Origin of the sequence: Thiocapsa sp. UBA6158 (assembly GCF_002423035.1) — a bacterium.
In the GTDB taxonomy this organism is placed as follows: Bacteria; Pseudomonadota; Gammaproteobacteria; order Chromatiales; family Chromatiaceae; genus Thiocapsa.
This window is the reverse complement of record NZ_DIUM01000021.1, coordinates 1-16,400: the sequence shown is the minus strand read 5'-3', so window position 1 is coordinate 16,400 and position 16,400 is coordinate 1. Positions and strand designations below refer to the sequence as shown.

The window sequence follows — 16,400 nt, the reverse complement described above, 5'->3', positions numbered from 1 at the left end:
CCTCGAGCATCAGCGCGCAGGATCCTCGGGGGCGAAGGCCCCGATCGAGAAACAGCGTTTTGGAACCGTCCAAATCTTAACCGCGCCCCCGCTCAGGGTCGTAGATGCACCAAACGTCGAGCTCACTCGAAAACGAGCGTTTCACTCTGGACGCGGTTTAGGCTCAAGCCTCGTCGAGCTGATTGAGGATGTTGCGTGCCACGCGTCGTTGATCCGCGTCGCCCTCTTCCAAAACCTCGTAGAGCACGGTGCGCGCGGCGAAGGTGCTGCCGAGCTCACGCAGTCGGTTCGCGCGTCGAATCTTTTCTTCGACCGAGTTGATCGCCGGAGCGCCATCGGGGGTTGCGGTTCGCGTGGCTTGAGAGGCGTTCGGCTCGGGGTGCCGAGGCGCATCCAGGATCTCATCGGCCTCGATCAGATCCAGCTCGGCCTCCATCTCGGACTCGCTCAAGGGCTGCCAGCGATCCGGGTCATCGAAGTGCGGATCGAGATCGCGCCCGACCTCACGCGTCTCGGGCCGAGGCGTCACTCGGCCCATGCTCGATCCGCCCGGACCACCAGGGGTTGACGGCGCGCGCGAAGACGCGCTGCCTGGGGCTTGGGGATCCGGGTCTTCGTCGGTGTCGTTCGTGCGCTTGCGCACCAAGACCTTCGAGAAGACGATCCCCAGCTCGAACAACAACCACATGGGCACAGCCAGCAGGGTCTGAGAGATGACATCGGGGGGTGTCAGCAGCATACCCACGACAAAGGCGCCGACGATCACGTAGGGCCGCTTGGAGGCAAGGGCGGCCGGCGTCGTGATCCCGACCGCCACCAGCAGGATCGTGGCGATCGGGATCTCGAAGGCGATTCCGAAGGCGAAGAAGAGGGCCAGCACGAAGTCAAGATAGGCCGAGATGTCCGTCATCATCGCCACGCCGTCGGGCGTGGATGCCGACAAGAAGGCGAAGATCAGCGGGAAGACGACGAAATAGGCGAACGCGACCCCGACGTAGAACAGGATGATGCTCGAGATGAGCAGCGGTGTCGCCAGACGTTTCTCGTGCTTGTAAAGCCCGGGCGCGACGAACCCCCAGAACTGGTAGAGCAGGAAGGGCATCGACAGGAAAACCGCGGCGATCAGGGCCAACTTGAAGGGCGTCAAGAATGGCGCGGCGACTTGTGTCGCGATCATGGTATTGCCTTCGGGCAACTGAGCCATCAAGGGCGCTGCGACGAAGGTGTAGATCTCGTTGGCGAACGGGAAGAGCGCCAAGAACACCACGAAGATCGCGATCGACATGCGGATCAAACGATCGCGCAGCTCGATTAGATGGGAGACGAAAGGCTGTTCGGCACCCGGATCATCGGGCTGCATCGCGGGGGACATGGGTGATGGTCTCGTCGCAGGTTGGATGGCGGCTCGGCGAACTGATCGAGCGAGCGATGCGTCGGCTTGACCGACGGGCGTGGATCAGGTCGCCGGATCGGCGCAGTCAGCTCGCGGAGGTGTCGCGCTCGCTTGTCCGGGCGGCCGAGGTCGACTCGTCGAGCGCGGCGGATGGCTGACCCTGTGACGGCGTGCGGGCTGCTTCGGTGCCGGAAGCGGGCTTTGCGGTGCGTTTCACCGGCTCCTCGAGAATGGTCTCGAGCGGGCGGCTGCGCGCCTGCTTGTCGAGAATCTCCTTGAGCTCATCGGCTTTGAGCTCGCGCCGGATCTCATCCTGGACCGAGGACAGAGTGCGACGCGCACGCCCCAACCAAAGGCCCGCGATACGCGCGACCTTCGGCAGACGTTCGGGTCCGATGACGACGAGCGCCACGACACCGATCACCACAAGCTCCCAGAAACCCATGTCGAACATGGCAACCTCGCGTGACCGCCTCGTTCAGAGGCACGCCTTTGGGACGACGCCTCAGGCGGACTTGTCCGATGGCTTCACCGGCTCGTGTTTGGCCGGTTCGCCGTCGGCGACACGCTTCTCGGCGGTCTGCTCGACCCGCTTGGCTTCGGCTTCTTCCTCGGCCTTCTCGCTCTCGGACATGGCACTGCGGAAGCCCTTCACCGCATTGCCCAGATCCGAGCCGATGCCCTTGAGTCGTTTGGTCCCGAACAACAGCAGCACGATGACCAGAATGATCAGAAGCTGCCAGATACTGATGCCACCAGCGCCCATGTTTTCCTCCGTACCGTCGCGATTCGACGGTCGACTCGATTCAGTGGGGAGGCCGACGAAACAGTCCGTCGACTGGATTTTCGATGTCTTCGGCAACCTTGTCCCAAGCGGCCCGAAGCGCCCGGATCATACCGCAATCCCATAGACGCGGTTAGTCCCTCGGTGACTCGAGGTCGACGATTAAACCGCATCCAGGGCGAGAGGCTCATTTTCGAGTGAGCTCGAGGTTTGGTGCCTCGACAGCCCTTCGCAGGGACGTGGTTTGAACTGATATCTTTCATCATCCTTAAAAAACCGCCCCGACTCCAACGCTTGTCAAGTCTGCCGGGGCCGATCCCATCCAAAAACAGCGCGTCCCGTGCCGAGCGCGGTTTAATCCAGGGATCAGGACCCGCGACCGGCCTTTTCCTCCAACCCCGAGAGGCCGAAACGCCGGTCCAGCTCCGCCAGGACATCGGCCGGGCCGAGATCCTGCTGCGCGAGCAGAACCAGGGTGTGGAACCAGAGATCCGCGACCTCGTGCACGATCTTCTCGGGGACCCCGTCCTTGGCGGCCATGACGGTTTCGGTCGCTTCCTCGCCGATCTTTTTGAGAATGGCGTCGAGACCTTTGGAATAAAGGCCTGCAACATAGGAGCTTCCCGGATCCGCCCCTTTTCGCGCCTCCAGAACCTCGGACAACCGCTCGAGCAAGTCATTCATGATCGATCACGCCTTTCCGTAAATCGCATCCGGATCCTTCAGGACAGGCGCGACCTCGACCCAACGCCCCTGCACATCGAGCTCGCGAAAAAAGCAGTTATGACGCCCGGTATGGCAGGCGATCCCGCCCTTCTGCTCGACGTCGAGGAGCACGACGTCGGCGTCGCAGTCGATTCGGATGGCGTGCACCACCTGCTGATGGCCCGACTCCTCGCCCTTGTGCCAGAGCCGCCCGCGCGAGCGCGACCAGTAGACCGCGTGCCCGGTCTCTCGCGTCAACCGCAGTGACTCGGGATTCATCCAAGCCATCATCAAGATGGTCCCGGTCCCGTGCTCCTGCGCGATCGCCGGAACCAACCCCTGAGCGTCCCACTTGATGGCGTCGAGCCAATCTTCAGACATCTTCGATCTCCTGGCGGCCCTCAAGGCGTCGACAACACCCGGCTGCGCGCGTGTGCAATTGGCGCCGGCTCAACGCGGGCTCAAACTGTCCGCGAGGCGCTGCCCCTCGGCGAAGTCGAGCGTCCCTTCGTAGATGGCACGCCCCGTAATGGCCCCGATGATGCCGCAGCTCGCCACCTCGGCGAGCGCACGCACGTCGTCGATCACCGTGATACCTCCGGAGGCGATCACCGGGATGCGGATCGATCCGGCCAACGCCCGGGTCGCTTCCACGTTGGGCCCGTTCATCATGCCGTCGCGGCCGATATCCGTGTAGATGATGGCCGCGACACCGGCGTCCTCGAAGCGTTTCGCGAGATCCTCGGCAAGATGCTCGGTGACCTGTGCCCAACCCTCGATGGCAACCTGTCCGTCCTTAGCGTCCAATCCGACCATGATCTGGCCCGGAAACGAGCGACAGGCCCGCTCGACAAAGACCGGCTCCTTCACCGCCTGGGTCCCGATGATGCAGTAGGTCACTCCGGCGCTCAGATAAGCCGCGATGGTGGCCTCGTCGCGGATACCGCCGCCGACCTGGATCGGCAGCTCGGGAAATGCCTCGGCGATGGCGCGAATGGCCTCGCCGTTGACCGGCATGCCGGCAAAGGCACCGTTCAGGTCGACGAGATGCAGTCGGCGCGCACCCTCGCCGACCCAACGTGCGGCGGTATCGACCGGATCATCGGAGAAGACCGTGGACTCTTCCATCCGGCCTTGACGTAGGCGCACACAGCGGCCGTCCTTCAAATCGATCGCGGGAATCAGCAACATGGATCAGTCACTCGCTGTCGGATGTCGGATAGGCGCCTCCCTGCCGAGAACTCGGGCAATGGTGACGACGTGGATCGCGTCTCAAAGCGCGCCCTTGGTGGACGGGGTGATCCCGGCCATCCGCGGATCCGGCTCGACGGCCATGCGCAAGGCACGCCCGAACGCCTTGAAGACGGTCTCGGCCTGGTGGTGCGCGTTGGTGCCGCGCAGATTGTCGATGTGCAGCGTCATGGCCGCGTGGTTCACCAGACCTTGAAAGAACTCACGGAAGAGGTCGACATCGAACCCGCCGATCATGGCACGGGTAAAGTCAACGTTGAACTCCAGCCCGGGGCGACCGGACAGATCGACCACGACACGCGACAGGGCCTCGTCCAGCGGGACGTAGGCGTGGCCATAGCGACGCAGCCCCTTCTTATTCCCGAGTGCCTGCGCCAGCGCCTGACCGAGCGTGATGCCGATGTCCTCCACCGTGTGGTGGGCGTCGATATGCAGATCGCCCTCGGCTTGGATGTCGAGATCAATCAGACCATGTCGCGCGACCTGATCGAGCATGTGGTCCAGAAAAGGCACGCCCGTGTGCAGATCGGAGCGCCCGGATCCGTCCAGATCCAGTGCCACGCGGATCCGGGTCTCCAGGGTGTTGCGCTCGACCCGGGCCTGACGATGAGTGCTGTCGAGGGTCATGTTGAAGCAGTGTCGTTGGCTCGCAAGCCCGCATTAAACCATAGCCGATCCGGGCCACATAAGGGCCGCGGTCGGAAACACCGAGAAGCGGCAACGCGAAAGCCCCGGCGGGGCGAGCGTCAGCTCGACATCCCGCGCAGCAGCTCGCGCACGAATCCGGGCCCTCGGTAGATGAGTCCGCTGTAGATCTGCACGAGATTCGCACCGGCCGCGAGCTTAGCCGCGGCGCCCGCGGGATCCATGACACCCCCGACACCGACGAGCACCGGGTCCGGACCGACGGCCTGCCGAACCAGTCCCAGCAGGGCGGTACTCCGGTGGAGGATCGGTCGACCCGACAGACCGCCGCTCATGCCCTCGGTGCTGCTGCGAAGCCCCTCGAAGCGGATGCTGGTGTTGGTCAGGATCAGACCGGCACAGCCCGCATCCAGCGCCGCGCGGGCGCAGTCGATCGCGTCCTCGTCGGCGAGGTCCGGTGCAAGCTTGACCAACAATGGTCTGGGCCGCACGAGACGCTGATTGGGGCCCTGGATCGCCTCGATGATCCGCGCCACCTCCTCGACCCGCTGCAGATCACGCAAGCCGGGCGTATTCGGACTCGAGATATTTACAACCACATAATCCGCGAGATGACCGACCCGCTCGAAGCTGCGCCGATAGTCGTCCGCCGCGTCCTCCGCCGGGGTGACCTTGGACTTGCCCAGATTGACGCCCAGGGGGACCTGAAGGATGTCCCGCGCACGCAGCCGCTCCAGCCGGATCGCCGCCGCATCCGCGCCCGCATTGTTGAAACCCATCCGATTGATCAGCGCCTCGTCCGCCGGCAGACGAAAGAGCCGGGGTTTCGGGTTGCCGGGTTGTGCCGAGGCGGTGATGGTCCCGACCTCGATAAATCCGAAACCCAGCGCCTGCCATGCGGGCACCGCGACGGCGTCCTTGTCCAGACCCGCCGCGAGTCCGATCGGGTTGGGGAAGCGCAGGCCCATCGCGTCCACGGCTCGTCCCGGGGCACGGGCAAGGTCCCCCGCACCCAAACGGCCCGAGAACCAGCGCGAGCACAATCCGAGGAGCCCCAGAGTCGACTCGTGTGCGCGCTCGGCGTCCAGGCGAAACAGAAGCGGGCGCGCGAAACGCCAAAAACGATCATTGAACCCATCGGTCTCGCCCATTCTTCGGATCCACACTCCAGGAAGTCACGGCCACCGTAAAGGGCGAGGATGCCGCTGCCCGTCGCCCATGAGTGTTCAGCATACCAGCTCCCATGCGAAGATTCGGCACGCCAGAACAGCAGCGGGCGTCCCCGGAATCGCACGGCTTTCATCCGAACCTCTCGACCGGCTCCAGCGGCAGTCACCCGGCACCCTCGTCTCGGTCGCGAACTCAGCGGCCAACGGGACCAAAAGGCGGAACAGCAGCCTGAGGAGAGGGAGGCACCCGACGCGCCCTCTCATCATTCGAGGGCGGCGCCGCGCACTTCGATCGAAGGACTCATTGCAATTACACCATGACGCATCTCAAGTTGAACATGCATTCCCTTCAGGTCGCGGCGAACAACCTCCTTTCGTCCGGAGGGACCAATTCGTCGGCCCGGGGAAGGATCGCGTCCGGCATATCAGCTCTCGTCATTTGCGGATTCATCGCTTACTTGTTCGCGCAACACAACATGGTCTTTCCCTATCACGACGATTGGGGTTATGCAACCTTGTCTTATGTTGGCGAGCAAACGGGATTTACTGGCCGAAACTTCGCCCTGACGCAGCTGCTCGCCTTCCTCTGCGGAGAGTACGTGAATTGGTCCGGCCGATTCGTTGCATTTTTTGTTCAAATCAGCATCTTCAAACTCGGCATTGAATATGTCAGGCTAGCGCAAGTCGGAATAATTCTCTCAACCGTTTTTTTGGCAATAAAACTTTCCCCGCAGAAAAGACTCTTTCACCCGCTGACCATTGTACCGATTGTCTATTTTCTGTCATTACCGCAATATTCTGTCGCCGGCGGCCTATATTGGTTCTCGGCCTCGGTCGCGTATGTTTGGGGAATCTCGTTGTTCTTATGTGCGGCCTATTTGATTCAAAGACGAAAAGCATTCGACCTCACCTCGACCTTACTTCTGACTTTCGCCGCAGCTTTTCATGAGCAGATGTCTTTTGCTGTCGTTGCATTTGTCGTTTCATATACGCTTCTGAGGCAGTTTCCAAAATTCGACGCCGCGCGGGTATTTAGGGATTTGAAGCTCACCAGTCCAGTCTTTCTGATTGCCATCATCACGATATTCGCACCTGGAAATTTCAACAGGAAAAGCATCTCGGCTTATCCGTCGAACAGCCTCACCGACACTCTATCCATAAACGCCAAGGCATTGACCCATTGGATTTTCGTCCACCCGGAAGGGCGTATTCTACTTGCCATTCTCGCTGCGTCGTTCGTTTTTTTGTTCGTTCTGCTCCTTAGATGTTCCGCACGCAAATCAAAACCCATTGCTGTAACGCTTTCCATGCTGACATTGCTGGGCATTTGCTGCGCCATCTCGCTTTCGCTTTTCTTTGCGGCGACATTGTTTGCTTATGGGGCGCTCCTGTTCCTCTTAAGAAGGAAATTCGAGTTCGATGCAATCGTGCTTTCTACATATATCGCAGCAGTCGCCTCATTGGCTTTGCTCTTAATAGCACCAGGCGTCGCCGGACGATCTTTGTTGACGTTTTTCTTCTTGATGATGATCCCGGTAACCTTTATTTTTTCTCAACTGTTCTGCGTCGGATCGAGGCCCGTCGTCTATGCAGTTATCTTAGCAGTGCTTCCGTTTGCAGCTTCAAATGCAGAGAGCATCTATACAGGATATAAGGCCAACTTCGAGGTGAACTCGGTCAATCACGCGAAGCTGATTGCCGCAAGCCACGAGATAAATCACGAGAAGAGCCCCCGAAGTTCCGTGACCCTACTTAAACTTCGTAAGCCTCGATACGCCGAAAAAATGCCTTACGAAAAACCTCAGATCGAGAAATGGATGAAGAAATACTACACACTCCCAGACGACTTTGTGTTCCTCTGGAGAGAACAACCTTAGCATCCGCAGCGCCCGCATCAAAGCGATAGCCACCCTCAGATTAGGGTGAATGCGGCCAATGACTGAAAATCCGACCCGGGCGATCTACACAACTGGTCTCGTTCATTAAGCCCACCCAAAGAGGCACATTTGGCGGAGCGTGGGTGGAGGCGTGACACGGCATAAACAGTCTCACGAGCATGGCGATAGGCTGTATGGCCAATATCATGATTAAGACCCCGCAACCCATTACTATCATCCATCATTACGCGAATACACTCCTCCGGAGACAAATCGATGCCCACTTCATTCGCGACCGTATCTCGAAGACTAGCGATCTTCGGAATGGTCGGGGCCTTCGGCACCCTTGTGCACTACGCAACTCTAGTCCTCCTCGTCGAAATCTGGACCGTCGAACCGGTCGCGGCGACAACGCTCGGATTCGGTCTCGGCGCCCTGGCCAACTACCTTCTCAATCACCGATATACCTTCAACAGCACGAAAGCGCATCGTGATTCCGGGCCTAAATTTGCATTGATCGCGGTCGCCACGGGGCTGTTGAACACGTTGATGGTCCACGCGGGCGTGGACATCCTCGGCCTCAATTACCTCCTCGTCCAGGTGGTCGCCACGGCGACCGTATTTTTACTCAATTTCGTCTTGAATAGCCTCTGGACCTTTCGGGAGAGCGATGCGCTATGAGCCTCAAATATTCAGATTCGCTCTACACCTTGTCCGACCCCAACGCCACAGTCCCGGTCACCGAGCCGCCGACCCTTTCGATCATCGTGCCCGCCTACAACGAGGCCGAGGTGCTCGAGGAACTCCATCGGCGTCTGACGGCCGTGATCGACGGGTTGGGCGTCACCGCCGAGGTGATCTACGTGAACGACGGCAGTCGCGATGCGACCCTGGACATCCTCTATCGTCTGCGTGGCGCCGATCCGCGAGTGGCCGTCTTGAATCTAAGCCGGAATTTCGGCAAGGAGATCGCAATGACGGCCGGACTGGATCACAGTCGCGGCGAGGCCACCGTCATCATCGACGCCGATCTTCAGGATCCGCCCGAGTTGATCCCCGAGCTCATGGCGCGTTGGAACCAAGGCTACGACGTGGTCTACGCGACACGCCTGTCGCGCGACGGCGAGAGCGCACTGAAGAAGCTGAGCGCACGCTATTTCTACCGCGTCATCGGCGGCATGAGCCCGATCGAGATCCCCAAGGACACGGGTGATTTCCGCTTGCTCAGTCGCCGCGCAGTCGATGCCCTGTGCCGGCTGCGCGAGCAGCATCGCTTCATGAAGGGCCTGTTCGCCTGGATCGGTTTTCGACAAACCGCGGTGACCTACCATCGCGACCGGCGCAGCGCCGGGGTGACCAAGTGGAATTATCACAAGCTGTGGGGTTTCGCGATCGAGGGCATTACCTCCTTCAGTACGGCCCCGCTCAAGGTCGCCAGCTATGTCGGCCTGATCACGGCCATGACGGCATTCATCTACGCAAGCTGGATTATCTATAAGACCTTGCGTTTCGGCGACCCCGTAGCCGGCTATCCGTCCCTGATGGTTGCCGTTCTTTTCCTCGGAGGCGTGCAACTCGCAGCCATCGGCGTACTCGGCGAGTATCTCGGGCGGATGTTCAACGAGACCAAAGGTCGACCACTCTACCTTGTCGAGTCCTACGAACGGCCGAGGCAGGGTGAGAGCGAGGGCGACCTCCCCTCCGAGACGTCCGTCACGTCCTCGGCGCACCCGACGGGTCGCAGGTAGATGGACCGCGGTCGGCATCATCGTCAAGCAAGGTGCGGCGACATCGGCATCCCTCTGCATACAACCCCTGTTCGGGCTAGCGCGAAACTCTCCGCTCGCGCCGCAGGCTGTACTCGTTTCCGACAAAGATCAGAGCCGCGCCTGCGATGACCCAGGGGTCGAGTCCCTCGCCATAGAAGATCGCCCCGACCAGCGTAATCAGCGGCAGGCGCAGAAAATCCATCGGCAGCACGACCGTCGCGTCGGCGTGCTGAAACGCCTTGGCGATACCGAGATGCGCGGTGATCCCGGTAACCGCGGCGACGAGCAGCCAGGGTGCATCGGCCCGGGTGACCGGCTGCCAGGCCAGGAGCGCGGGGACGAGGCCGATCAGGAGCTGCATCGCCAGCATCCAGAAAAGGATGGTGAAGACGCCGTCATAACGCGTGAGCCCCTTGGTCGCTGTCAGGCTCACGGCGAAACCGACCGCCGCCGCCAGCCCGATCAGCACACCGAGATCGATCGGTTGCAGGCCGGGCCGCGTGATCACGAGGACACCCGCCACTCCCAACACAAGCGCCACGACACGACCCCGATTCAACCGCTCGCCGAGAAAGAAGAGCGCCAGCACGGCCGCCCACACGGGTGTGGTGAACTCGAGCGCGAAGACCAACGCGAGCGGCAAGATGCCGATGGCGGTGATCCAGAAGACCTGTCCGCCGTAATGGAAGAGGTTGCGCAGCAGGTGAAGGGGCAGCCGTTCGGTGCGATAAAAGCCCGGGGCCAACCACAACGCCAGCGGCACGAGGAGCGGCAGACCGAATGCGGTCCGCAGAAAAAGAAACTGCACCGGCTCCATGGTGTCCAGCAGCTCGCGCGCCGAGACGGCGAGCAGTGCGAAGGAGGTCAGGGCCACACCCATCCAGGCCGCCGCAAGGGCAAGCGGCCGAGATGTACGCTGCAGCATCGAGTCTTGAGGCATGGGCTGCTCTACCCGTAGCCGATCGCCAAGACCGAAATCGCGTGACCGCCCGTCAGGGGCGCAAGATCGATCGGACCGATTCGAGTGAGGAAGGGATCCATGACAGGGACATCGCTCCATCGAACCTGAAACGCGTGACTGACTGCCCCCGTCGCCGGGGGCTCGGGATCAGTCGCTTGCGAGCACGCGCATCAGGATCTCGTTGACCTGCTGCGGATTGGCCTTGCCCTTACTTTCCTTCATCACCTGACCGACGAAGAATCCGAAGACCTTATCCTTGCCGGCGCGATATTGCTCGACCTGGCCGGGGTTGGCGGCGACGATCGCCGCGATCATCGCCTCGAGCTCGCCGCTGTCGGTGATCTGTCGCAGCCCGCGCGCCTGAATGACGCTGTCGGCGTCGCCCTCGCCGCTCCACATCGCCTCGAAGACCTGTTTGGCGAGCTTGCCCGAGACGGTGCCGTCCTGGATACGATGGATGAGACCTGCGAGCATGGCCGCGGAGACCGGGCTCCGCGCGATCTCGATCTCGGAGCGATTCAGCGCGGCCGCCAGCTCGCCGTTGACCCAGTTTGCGGCCAACTTGGGCTCGGCGGTGGCCTGCACCACAGCCTCGAAATACTGCGCAAGCTCGCGCCCGGCGGTGAGCAGACTAGCGTCGTATTCGCCGAGGCCGTATTGAGTATGGAAACGCTCGCGCATGCTGTCCGGCAGCTCGGGGAGATCCGCGACCGCATCGACGATGAAGGCGACATCGATCTCGACCGGGAGCAAATCCGGATCGGGAAAGTAGCGGTAATCATTGGCCTCTTCCTTGGAGCGCATGGGACGGGTCTCGTCGCGCTCCGGGTCATAGAGCCGGGTCTCCTGCACGATGGTCCCGCCGCCTTCGATCACGTCGATCTGGCGCTCGACCTCGAACTGGATGGCCCGCTCGATGAAGCGGAAGGAGTTGAGGTTCTTGATCTCGGTACGGGTGCCGAAGCGCGTTTGACCGAGCGGGCGTACCGAGACGTTGGCGTCGACCCGGAAGGAGCCTTCCTGCATGTTGCCGTCGCTGATGCCGATCCAGCGCACCAGTTGATGGATCTTGCGCGCGTAGGCCACGGCCTCCTGCGGCGTACGCATGTCGGGTTCGGAGACGATCTCGAGCAGCGGTGTGCCGGCCCGATTCAGATCGATGCCCGTGTAGCCGCCGCCCGCGAGGTTCTCCTCGTGCAAGGACTTGCCTGCGTCCTCTTCGAGATGCGCACGCGTCACCCCGATCGACTTGACCGCCCCGTCGCCAAGCACGATCTCCACCCGACCCTCGCCGACGATCGGCAGCTCGTACTGACTGATCTGGTAGCCCTTGGGCAGATCCGGATAGAAGTAATTCTTGCGCGCAAACACCGAGCGCGGCGCCACCTCGGCACCGATCGCCTTGCCGAAACGCACGGCTAGACGCACCGCCTCGGCATTGAGCACCGGCAGCACGCCGGGCAGACCCAGATCGATGGCGCAGGCCTGGGTGTTGGGCGAGGCGCCGAAGGCGATCGATGCACCCGAGAAGATCTTCGATTGGGTCGCGAGCTGAGTGTGGATCTCGAGCCCGATCACGGTTTCCCATTGCATGCTGTCTAACCTATGTCGCGATCGTACTGTCGGCAAAGCTGCCGTCTCATGTCGCTCACTGTGTCAAGACTTCCGGGGCGCGCCAAGCGATAAGCTCGCCGATTACTCGAACCCGGAAGGTGCGCCCTGATGCCAATGCGTCACATGTTGAAAACGATGCGCGACATTGAGCAGGCGGGCCTCCTGGAAAGAGTTGCCGATGATCTGCAAGCCGACCGGCAACCCGTCGACCGGCTCGACCGGGATCGACATCCCGGGCAGGCCCGCGAGGTTGGTCGCGATGGTGTAGATGTCGTTGAGATACATGGCCACCGGGTCGTCCGTCTTGGCCCCGAGCGGGAAGGCGGTCGTCGGAGCGGTCGGACCCATGATGACGTCGACCTCCTCGAAGGCACGCGCGAAGTCGTCGGCGATGAGATGGCGGATCTTCTGCGCTTTCAGATAGTAGGCGTCGTAGTAGCCCGCCGACAACACATAGGTGCCGATCATGATGCGACGCTGCACCTCGTCACCGAAGCCCTCCGCGCGACTGCGCTTATAGAGGTCTTCGAGGTCCTTCGGGTTCTCGCAGCGGTGGCCGTAGCGCACCCCGTCGAAACGCGCCAGGTTGGACGAGCATTCGGCCGGCGCGACAACATAATAGACCGGCACCGAAAGCGGACTGTTCGGCAGGCTGATCTCCTTCACCGTGGCGCCGAGTCGCTCGTACTCCTTGATCGCGTCCTGCACGGAGGCCGCCACGCGCGGATCGAGCCCCTCGCCGAAATACTCCTTCGGCAAACCGATGCGCAGACCCGCGATGTCGTGGTCGAGCGCATCGACATAGTCCGGCACGGCCACGTCGGCACTGGTTGAATCGCGCGGGTCGAACCCGGCCATTTCGTCGAGCAGACAGGCCGCATCCGCCGCCGAGCGTGCCAGTACGCCGGCCTGATCCAGCGACGAGGCGAAAGCGATCATGCCCCAACGCGAGCAGCGCCCGTAGGTCGGCTTGATGCCGGTGATACCGCACAGCGCCGCAGGCTGGCGGATCGATCCCCCCGTATCCGTCCCGGTGGCCGCCGCACAGAGCCGTGCGGCGACCGCCGCTGCGGATCCGCCCGAGGAGCCGCCCGGCACGCGGTCCGCATCCCAGGGGTTGTGAACAGGCCCGTAGTAGCTCGTCTCGTTCGAGGAGCCCATGGCGAACTCGTCCATGTTCGTCTTGCCCAAGACCACCGCCCCGGCCGCGGCCAGACGTTCGACGACGGTCGCATCGTAAGGCGCGACGAAGTTGTCGAGCATCCGCGAGCCGCAACTGGTCTTGATCCCCGCCGTGCAGAAGATGTCCTTGTGCGCGATCGGGATGCCGGCGAGGGGCCCGGCATCGCCCGCGGCGATCGCGCGATCGGCACGCTCGGCCGCCGTCAGGGCGGATTCGCTCGCGACGCTGATGAAGCTGTTCAGGCGCGGGTCCAGGCGTGCGATACGCTCCAGATAGTGACGGGTGAGCTCCACGCTCGAGTAGGTGCGCAGCCTCAGCTCCGCGGCCATTTGGGCGATCGATTTGTTCTGCATGAGTGCTCGGCGTCAGTCGATGACCTTGGGAACCAGATACAGCCCGTCCTCGGTCAAGGGGGCGATTGCCTGGAACAACTCGCGTTGGTTCCGCTCCGACACGCGATCCGGACGCAGACGTTGGCTCATGTGCAGCGGGTGCGCCATCGGCTCGACGCCCGTGGTGTCGACCGCGTCCATCTGCGCAACCAGGTCGAGGATGTTGGAGAGATCCGCGGCATAGCGCGCGATCGACTCGAGTGCGATCTCGAGCCGCGCCAGGTGGGCGATCTTCTCGATGTCGGAAGCATCCAATGACATGACCGATCCAGCGTGATTGACAAGCCGCGCAACATAGCACAGGCGCGCGAGAGGCGGAACTTGCGGAAACGCCGCGTGGGACGGCGGACGCGACATCGGAGGCCCGTCGCGCGATTGCGCGCCTTGACGAACCCGCGTCTTGCGGCTTTAATACGGGGCTCTGCTACCCGCAACGGGAGTGGATCTCAAAGCCCAGGTAGCTCAGTTGGTAGAGCAGAGGACTGAAAATCCTCGTGTCGGTGGTTCGATTCCGCCCCTGGGCACCATCAAAACAATAAGTTAGTGCACCCGTGAAACGAGCCTACGATCTCGGGTTCTCTAAGGGTCCTTTCCGCCGCAAGATCCGCCCGTTCGAGATAGCTCGCGATCGCGCATTCGCATCCGGTCGTCACCCGCAATGAACCCTGCATAGCAGTGCCCCGACCAGCTTAGGGGCTGTCTCGACCTCGTACGGTCCTGTCATAACGCCAAGGAGTAAGGCCGATGTCCCCGGACGACTTCATCGCCAAGTGGCAGGGCATCACCCTCACCGAGCGTACCTCGGCTCAAGAGCACTTCATCGACCTGCGCCGGGCGCTCGGGGAGAAGACCCCGACCGAGGCGGATCCGACCGGGACGCGCTACGCCTTCGAGACACGCACGACCAAGGCCGAAGGGCTATCAACTCAAGGGCCTTCGCTCCTGATCGTGTGTGAGCGATACCCTTTTGTGCCCGGCGATGTCGAGCAGGGCGTCGAGATCACGAAGGCGACCGTTGGTCTCCGGCAGGCCATTGGCGCCTCCCCAAGAAACCCGTCCAGATCCGCCGCGAGCCCGTCACACGCCTCTGCACGGAGTTGCGCCGCAAAGCTGCGGATCGCGGCCCAATCGCGCGCTTGTAGCGCACGCGACGTCAGCCACCCCCGACGCTGCGTGTTGACGGCGCATCCCGCCTGGGCTAGCGTCCCTTCGCTGGCCAACCTTGAGGCTCAGGGCAGGTTGGATTGCTTGTCCGCTGTTTAAGGAACTATGAGCATTCACGCACTCTGCACGCCCCGTCCGTCCGTCTATGCGGCTGATCGCCGCGCCACGGTTCTCAACCTCGATACCTTCCTCAAGGGGCAGGTCAACGGCGATGAGTTCTTCGAGGAGAACTACTTCACCAACGGAATGCTCACGCTGGTGGATCGGGCCTTTCGCCATCTCGGCGGTCAGGGCGTGGGTTCCTCGGTGTTTCTGCTCTCGCAGGCCATGGGGGGCGGTAAGACGCACAGCATGATCGCGCTGGGTCTGCTGGCGCGTGATCCCGCGTTGCGTGATCGGGTGCTCGAACACAATCCAGCCCCAGCCCTTGGGGCGTGTCGGGTTGTGGGTTTCAACGGTCGCAGTACCGATGCGGCCGGCGGCATTTGGGGATCACTCGCCGAGCAGCTCGGCAAAGCCGATCAGTTCGCCCGCTATGTTTCGCCCTTGCTCAGTGCGCCGGGGCCGGAAGCCTGGAAGCAGTTGCTCGGCGACGAGCCGCTGGTGCTGTTTCTCGACGAGTTGCCGCCTTATCTGGAATACGCCGTTACGGTCCCGGTCGGGAATGGCGACTTGAGTGTCGTGACGACGGCCGCACTAGCGAACCTCTTCGTTGCCGTCGCAGACATGGCCAATGTGTGTCTGGTGCTGTCCGATCTGGCCGGGTCGAATTTCGGCATTGGTCAATCTGCGCTGGAGTCGGCCTTCAACCGCGCGGTGCATGGCATCACCTCGGAATCCAAGCGAATCGCCGTGCCCATCACGCCGGTCAACCCGAACGGCGACGAGCTGTATCATATTCTGCGCAAACGCCTGTTCGAGCGGGTCGCGCGGGTGCCTGAAGTAGCCGCCGTGGCCGCCGCCTATCGCGAAGCGCTGCGCGAGGCGGTCAAAATGGGCCTGACCACCAGCTCGCCCGAGACCCTCTACACCCGCGTCATCGACGCCTATCCATTCCATCCCGATCTACGCGAGCTGGTCGGTCGGTTCAAGGAAAACGAGGGGTTCCAGCAGACCCGAGGCGTCATCCGGCTGATGCAGATGGTCGTGTCCAGCCTGTGGAACTCCGGGCACGCCGCCAACATCGACTTGATTCACCCCTATGATCTCGATCTCAATCTCGATGAGATCGCGTCCGAAATCCGTACCATTAATCCTTCGCTCAGTGAGGCGATTGCGCACGACATTGCCCGTGGCGGCGATGCGGAGGTCGAGCAGATCGATGTCGACAATGGCAACACCGACACCTCGGACGCAGCCCGCCTCATCCTTGTCGCTTCGCTGTCAACCACGCCGGGGGCGATTCAGGGGCTGCGAGAGTACCAACTGATCGACTGCCTTCAGCGACCCGGTCGCGACCTCTCCACCTTCAAGGCATCCCATTATACACAACT

The 16,400-nt window shown here is 62.1% G+C and carries 17 protein-coding genes and 1 tRNA gene; 6 read left to right on the top strand and 12 right to left on the bottom strand.

Annotated features, from left to right (window positions below):
• Positions 1-163: 163 nt before the first annotated feature.
• The 8 genes from tatC to B4N44_RS03130 form a co-directional block, all read right to left on the bottom strand.
• Complete coding sequence (gene tatC, locus B4N44_RS03165) at positions 164-1,372, bottom strand: twin-arginine translocase subunit TatC (RefSeq protein ID WP_296696860.1); 1,209 nt, start codon at positions 1,370-1,372, stop codon at positions 164-166.
• A 106-nt stretch (positions 1,373-1,478) separates the two neighbouring features.
• Complete coding sequence (gene tatB / locus B4N44_RS03160; protein ID WP_296696858.1) at positions 1,479-1,847, bottom strand: Sec-independent protein translocase protein TatB; 369 nt, start codon at positions 1,845-1,847, stop codon at positions 1,479-1,481.
• A gap of 51 nt (positions 1,848-1,898) precedes the next feature.
• Entirely contained in the window at positions 1,899-2,159 is a 261-nt protein-coding gene (gene tatA / locus B4N44_RS03155; protein ID WP_296696856.1) for a twin-arginine translocase TatA/TatE family subunit, read from the bottom strand.
• A gap of 384 nt (positions 2,160-2,543) precedes the next feature.
• Positions 2,544-2,861 carry a phosphoribosyl-ATP diphosphatase gene (locus B4N44_RS03150; RefSeq protein ID WP_296696854.1) on the bottom strand — a complete coding sequence of 106 codons (318 nt, stop codon included), beginning with the start codon at positions 2,859-2,861 and terminating at the stop codon, positions 2,544-2,546.
• A 6-nt stretch (positions 2,862-2,867) separates the two neighbouring features.
• Positions 2,868-3,263: a phosphoribosyl-AMP cyclohydrolase gene (gene hisI, locus B4N44_RS03145; RefSeq protein ID WP_296696852.1), complete on the bottom strand. Its 396-nt coding sequence runs from the start codon at positions 3,261-3,263 to the stop codon at positions 2,868-2,870.
• A 69-nt stretch (positions 3,264-3,332) separates the two neighbouring features.
• Positions 3,333-4,073, bottom strand: coding sequence for a 1-(5-phosphoribosyl)-5-[(5-phosphoribosylamino)methylideneamino]imidazole-4-carboxamide isomerase (gene hisA / locus B4N44_RS03140; protein WP_296696850.1), 741 nt, complete (start codon positions 4,071-4,073; stop codon positions 3,333-3,335).
• Between the two features lie 81 nt (positions 4,074-4,154).
• Positions 4,155-4,760, bottom strand: a complete 606-nt coding sequence (gene hisB, locus B4N44_RS03135) for an imidazoleglycerol-phosphate dehydratase HisB (RefSeq protein WP_296696848.1) — start codon at positions 4,758-4,760, stop codon at positions 4,155-4,157.
• Positions 4,761-4,879: 119 nt separating this feature from the next.
• Positions 4,880-5,929: a quinone-dependent dihydroorotate dehydrogenase gene (locus B4N44_RS03130; RefSeq protein ID WP_296696846.1), complete on the bottom strand. Its 1,050-nt coding sequence runs from the start codon at positions 5,927-5,929 to the stop codon at positions 4,880-4,882.
• 356 nt (positions 5,930-6,285) lie between these two features.
• On the opposite strand from B4N44_RS03130, the gene B4N44_RS03125 reads away from it, so the two are divergent.
• The 3 genes from B4N44_RS03125 to B4N44_RS03115 all read left to right on the top strand — a co-directional run bounded on the left by B4N44_RS03125 (position 6,286) and on the right by B4N44_RS03115 (position 9,572).
• Positions 6,286-7,824 (top strand): hypothetical protein, encoded by a 1,539-nt coding sequence (locus tag B4N44_RS03125; RefSeq protein ID WP_296696844.1) that lies wholly within the window; start codon positions 6,286-6,288, stop codon positions 7,822-7,824.
• A 276-nt stretch (positions 7,825-8,100) separates the two neighbouring features.
• On the top strand, positions 8,101-8,505 hold the full coding sequence (locus tag B4N44_RS03120; RefSeq protein WP_296696842.1) for a GtrA family protein: 405 nt from the start codon (positions 8,101-8,103) through the stop codon (positions 8,503-8,505).
• Positions 8,502-9,572: a glycosyltransferase family 2 protein gene (locus B4N44_RS03115; protein ID WP_296696840.1), complete on the top strand. Its 1,071-nt coding sequence runs from the start codon at positions 8,502-8,504 to the stop codon at positions 9,570-9,572. The genes B4N44_RS03120 and B4N44_RS03115 overlap by 4 nt, the downstream gene beginning before the upstream one ends.
• Before the next feature lie 76 nt (positions 9,573-9,648).
• On the opposite strand, the gene B4N44_RS03110 is transcribed toward B4N44_RS03115, so the two are convergent.
• The 4 genes from B4N44_RS03110 to gatC all read right to left on the bottom strand — a co-directional run bounded on the left by B4N44_RS03110 (position 9,649) and on the right by gatC (position 14,004).
• Entirely contained in the window at positions 9,649-10,533 is an 885-nt protein-coding gene (locus B4N44_RS03110) for a DMT family transporter (protein WP_296696838.1), read from the bottom strand.
• Between the two features lie 168 nt (positions 10,534-10,701).
• A complete protein-coding gene (gene gatB, locus B4N44_RS03105) occupies positions 10,702-12,147 on the bottom strand; it encodes an Asp-tRNA(Asn)/Glu-tRNA(Gln) amidotransferase subunit GatB (RefSeq protein ID WP_296696837.1) in 1,446 nt (481 codons plus the stop codon).
• Between the two features lie 102 nt (positions 12,148-12,249).
• A complete protein-coding gene (gatA, locus tag B4N44_RS03100; protein WP_296696835.1) occupies positions 12,250-13,704 on the bottom strand; it encodes an Asp-tRNA(Asn)/Glu-tRNA(Gln) amidotransferase subunit GatA in 1,455 nt (484 codons plus the stop codon).
• A gap of 12 nt (positions 13,705-13,716) precedes the next feature.
• Complete coding sequence (gene gatC, locus B4N44_RS03095; RefSeq protein ID WP_296696832.1) at positions 13,717-14,004, bottom strand: Asp-tRNA(Asn)/Glu-tRNA(Gln) amidotransferase subunit GatC; 288 nt, start codon at positions 14,002-14,004, stop codon at positions 13,717-13,719.
• A gap of 190 nt (positions 14,005-14,194) precedes the next feature.
• On the opposite strand from gatC, the gene B4N44_RS03090 reads away from it, so the two are divergent.
• The 3 genes from B4N44_RS03090 to B4N44_RS03080 form a co-directional block, all read left to right on the top strand.
• Positions 14,195-14,270, top strand: a tRNA-Phe gene (locus B4N44_RS03090).
• A 217-nt stretch (positions 14,271-14,487) separates the two neighbouring features.
• Entirely contained in the window at positions 14,488-15,006 is a 519-nt protein-coding gene (locus B4N44_RS03085; RefSeq protein WP_296696831.1) for a hypothetical protein, read from the top strand.
• Between the two features lie 252 nt (positions 15,007-15,258).
• Positions 15,259-16,400, top strand: a 1,142-nt coding sequence (locus B4N44_RS03080; RefSeq protein ID WP_296696829.1) for a DUF499 domain-containing protein, incomplete at its 3' end; no start/stop codon positions are given.

What these genes read in the sequence shown, in the direction of transcription:
- tatC (WP_296696860.1), bottom strand. Translation starts at nt 1,372, where the DNA reads ATGTCCCCCGCGATGCAGCCCGATGATCCGGGTGCCGAACAGCCTTTC.
- tatB (WP_296696858.1), bottom strand. Translation starts at nt 1,847, where the DNA reads ATGTTCGACATGGGTTTCTGGGAGCTTGTGGTGATCGGTGTCGTGGCG.
- tatA (WP_296696856.1), bottom strand. Translation starts at nt 2,159, where the DNA reads ATGGGCGCTGGTGGCATCAGTATCTGGCAGCTTCTGATCATTCTGGTC.
- B4N44_RS03150 (WP_296696854.1), bottom strand. Translation starts at nt 2,861, where the DNA reads ATGAATGACTTGCTCGAGCGGTTGTCCGAGGTTCTGGAGGCGCGAAAA.
- hisI (WP_296696852.1), bottom strand. Translation starts at nt 3,263, where the DNA reads ATGTCTGAAGATTGGCTCGACGCCATCAAGTGGGACGCTCAGGGGTTG.
- hisA (WP_296696850.1), bottom strand. Translation starts at nt 4,073, where the DNA reads ATGTTGCTGATTCCCGCGATCGATTTGAAGGACGGCCGCTGTGTGCGC.
- hisB (WP_296696848.1), bottom strand. Translation starts at nt 4,760, where the DNA reads ATGACCCTCGACAGCACTCATCGTCAGGCCCGGGTCGAGCGCAACACC.
- B4N44_RS03130 (WP_296696846.1), bottom strand. Translation starts at nt 5,929, where the DNA reads ATGGGCGAGACCGATGGGTTCAATGATCGTTTTTGGCGTTTCGCGCGC.
- B4N44_RS03125 (WP_296696844.1), top strand. Translation starts at nt 6,286, where the DNA reads ATGCATTCCCTTCAGGTCGCGGCGAACAACCTCCTTTCGTCCGGAGGG.
- B4N44_RS03120 (WP_296696842.1), top strand. Translation starts at nt 8,101, where the DNA reads ATGCCCACTTCATTCGCGACCGTATCTCGAAGACTAGCGATCTTCGGA.
- B4N44_RS03115 (WP_296696840.1), top strand. Translation starts at nt 8,502, where the DNA reads ATGAGCCTCAAATATTCAGATTCGCTCTACACCTTGTCCGACCCCAAC.
- B4N44_RS03110 (WP_296696838.1), bottom strand. Translation starts at nt 10,533, where the DNA reads ATGCCTCAAGACTCGATGCTGCAGCGTACATCTCGGCCGCTTGCCCTT.
- gatB (WP_296696837.1), bottom strand. Translation starts at nt 12,147, where the DNA reads ATGCAATGGGAAACCGTGATCGGGCTCGAGATCCACACTCAGCTCGCG.
- gatA (WP_296696835.1), bottom strand. Translation starts at nt 13,704, where the DNA reads ATGCAGAACAAATCGATCGCCCAAATGGCCGCGGAGCTGAGGCTGCGC.
- gatC (WP_296696832.1), bottom strand. Translation starts at nt 14,004, where the DNA reads ATGTCATTGGATGCTTCCGACATCGAGAAGATCGCCCACCTGGCGCGG.
- B4N44_RS03085 (WP_296696831.1), top strand. Translation starts at nt 14,488, where the DNA reads ATGTCCCCGGACGACTTCATCGCCAAGTGGCAGGGCATCACCCTCACC.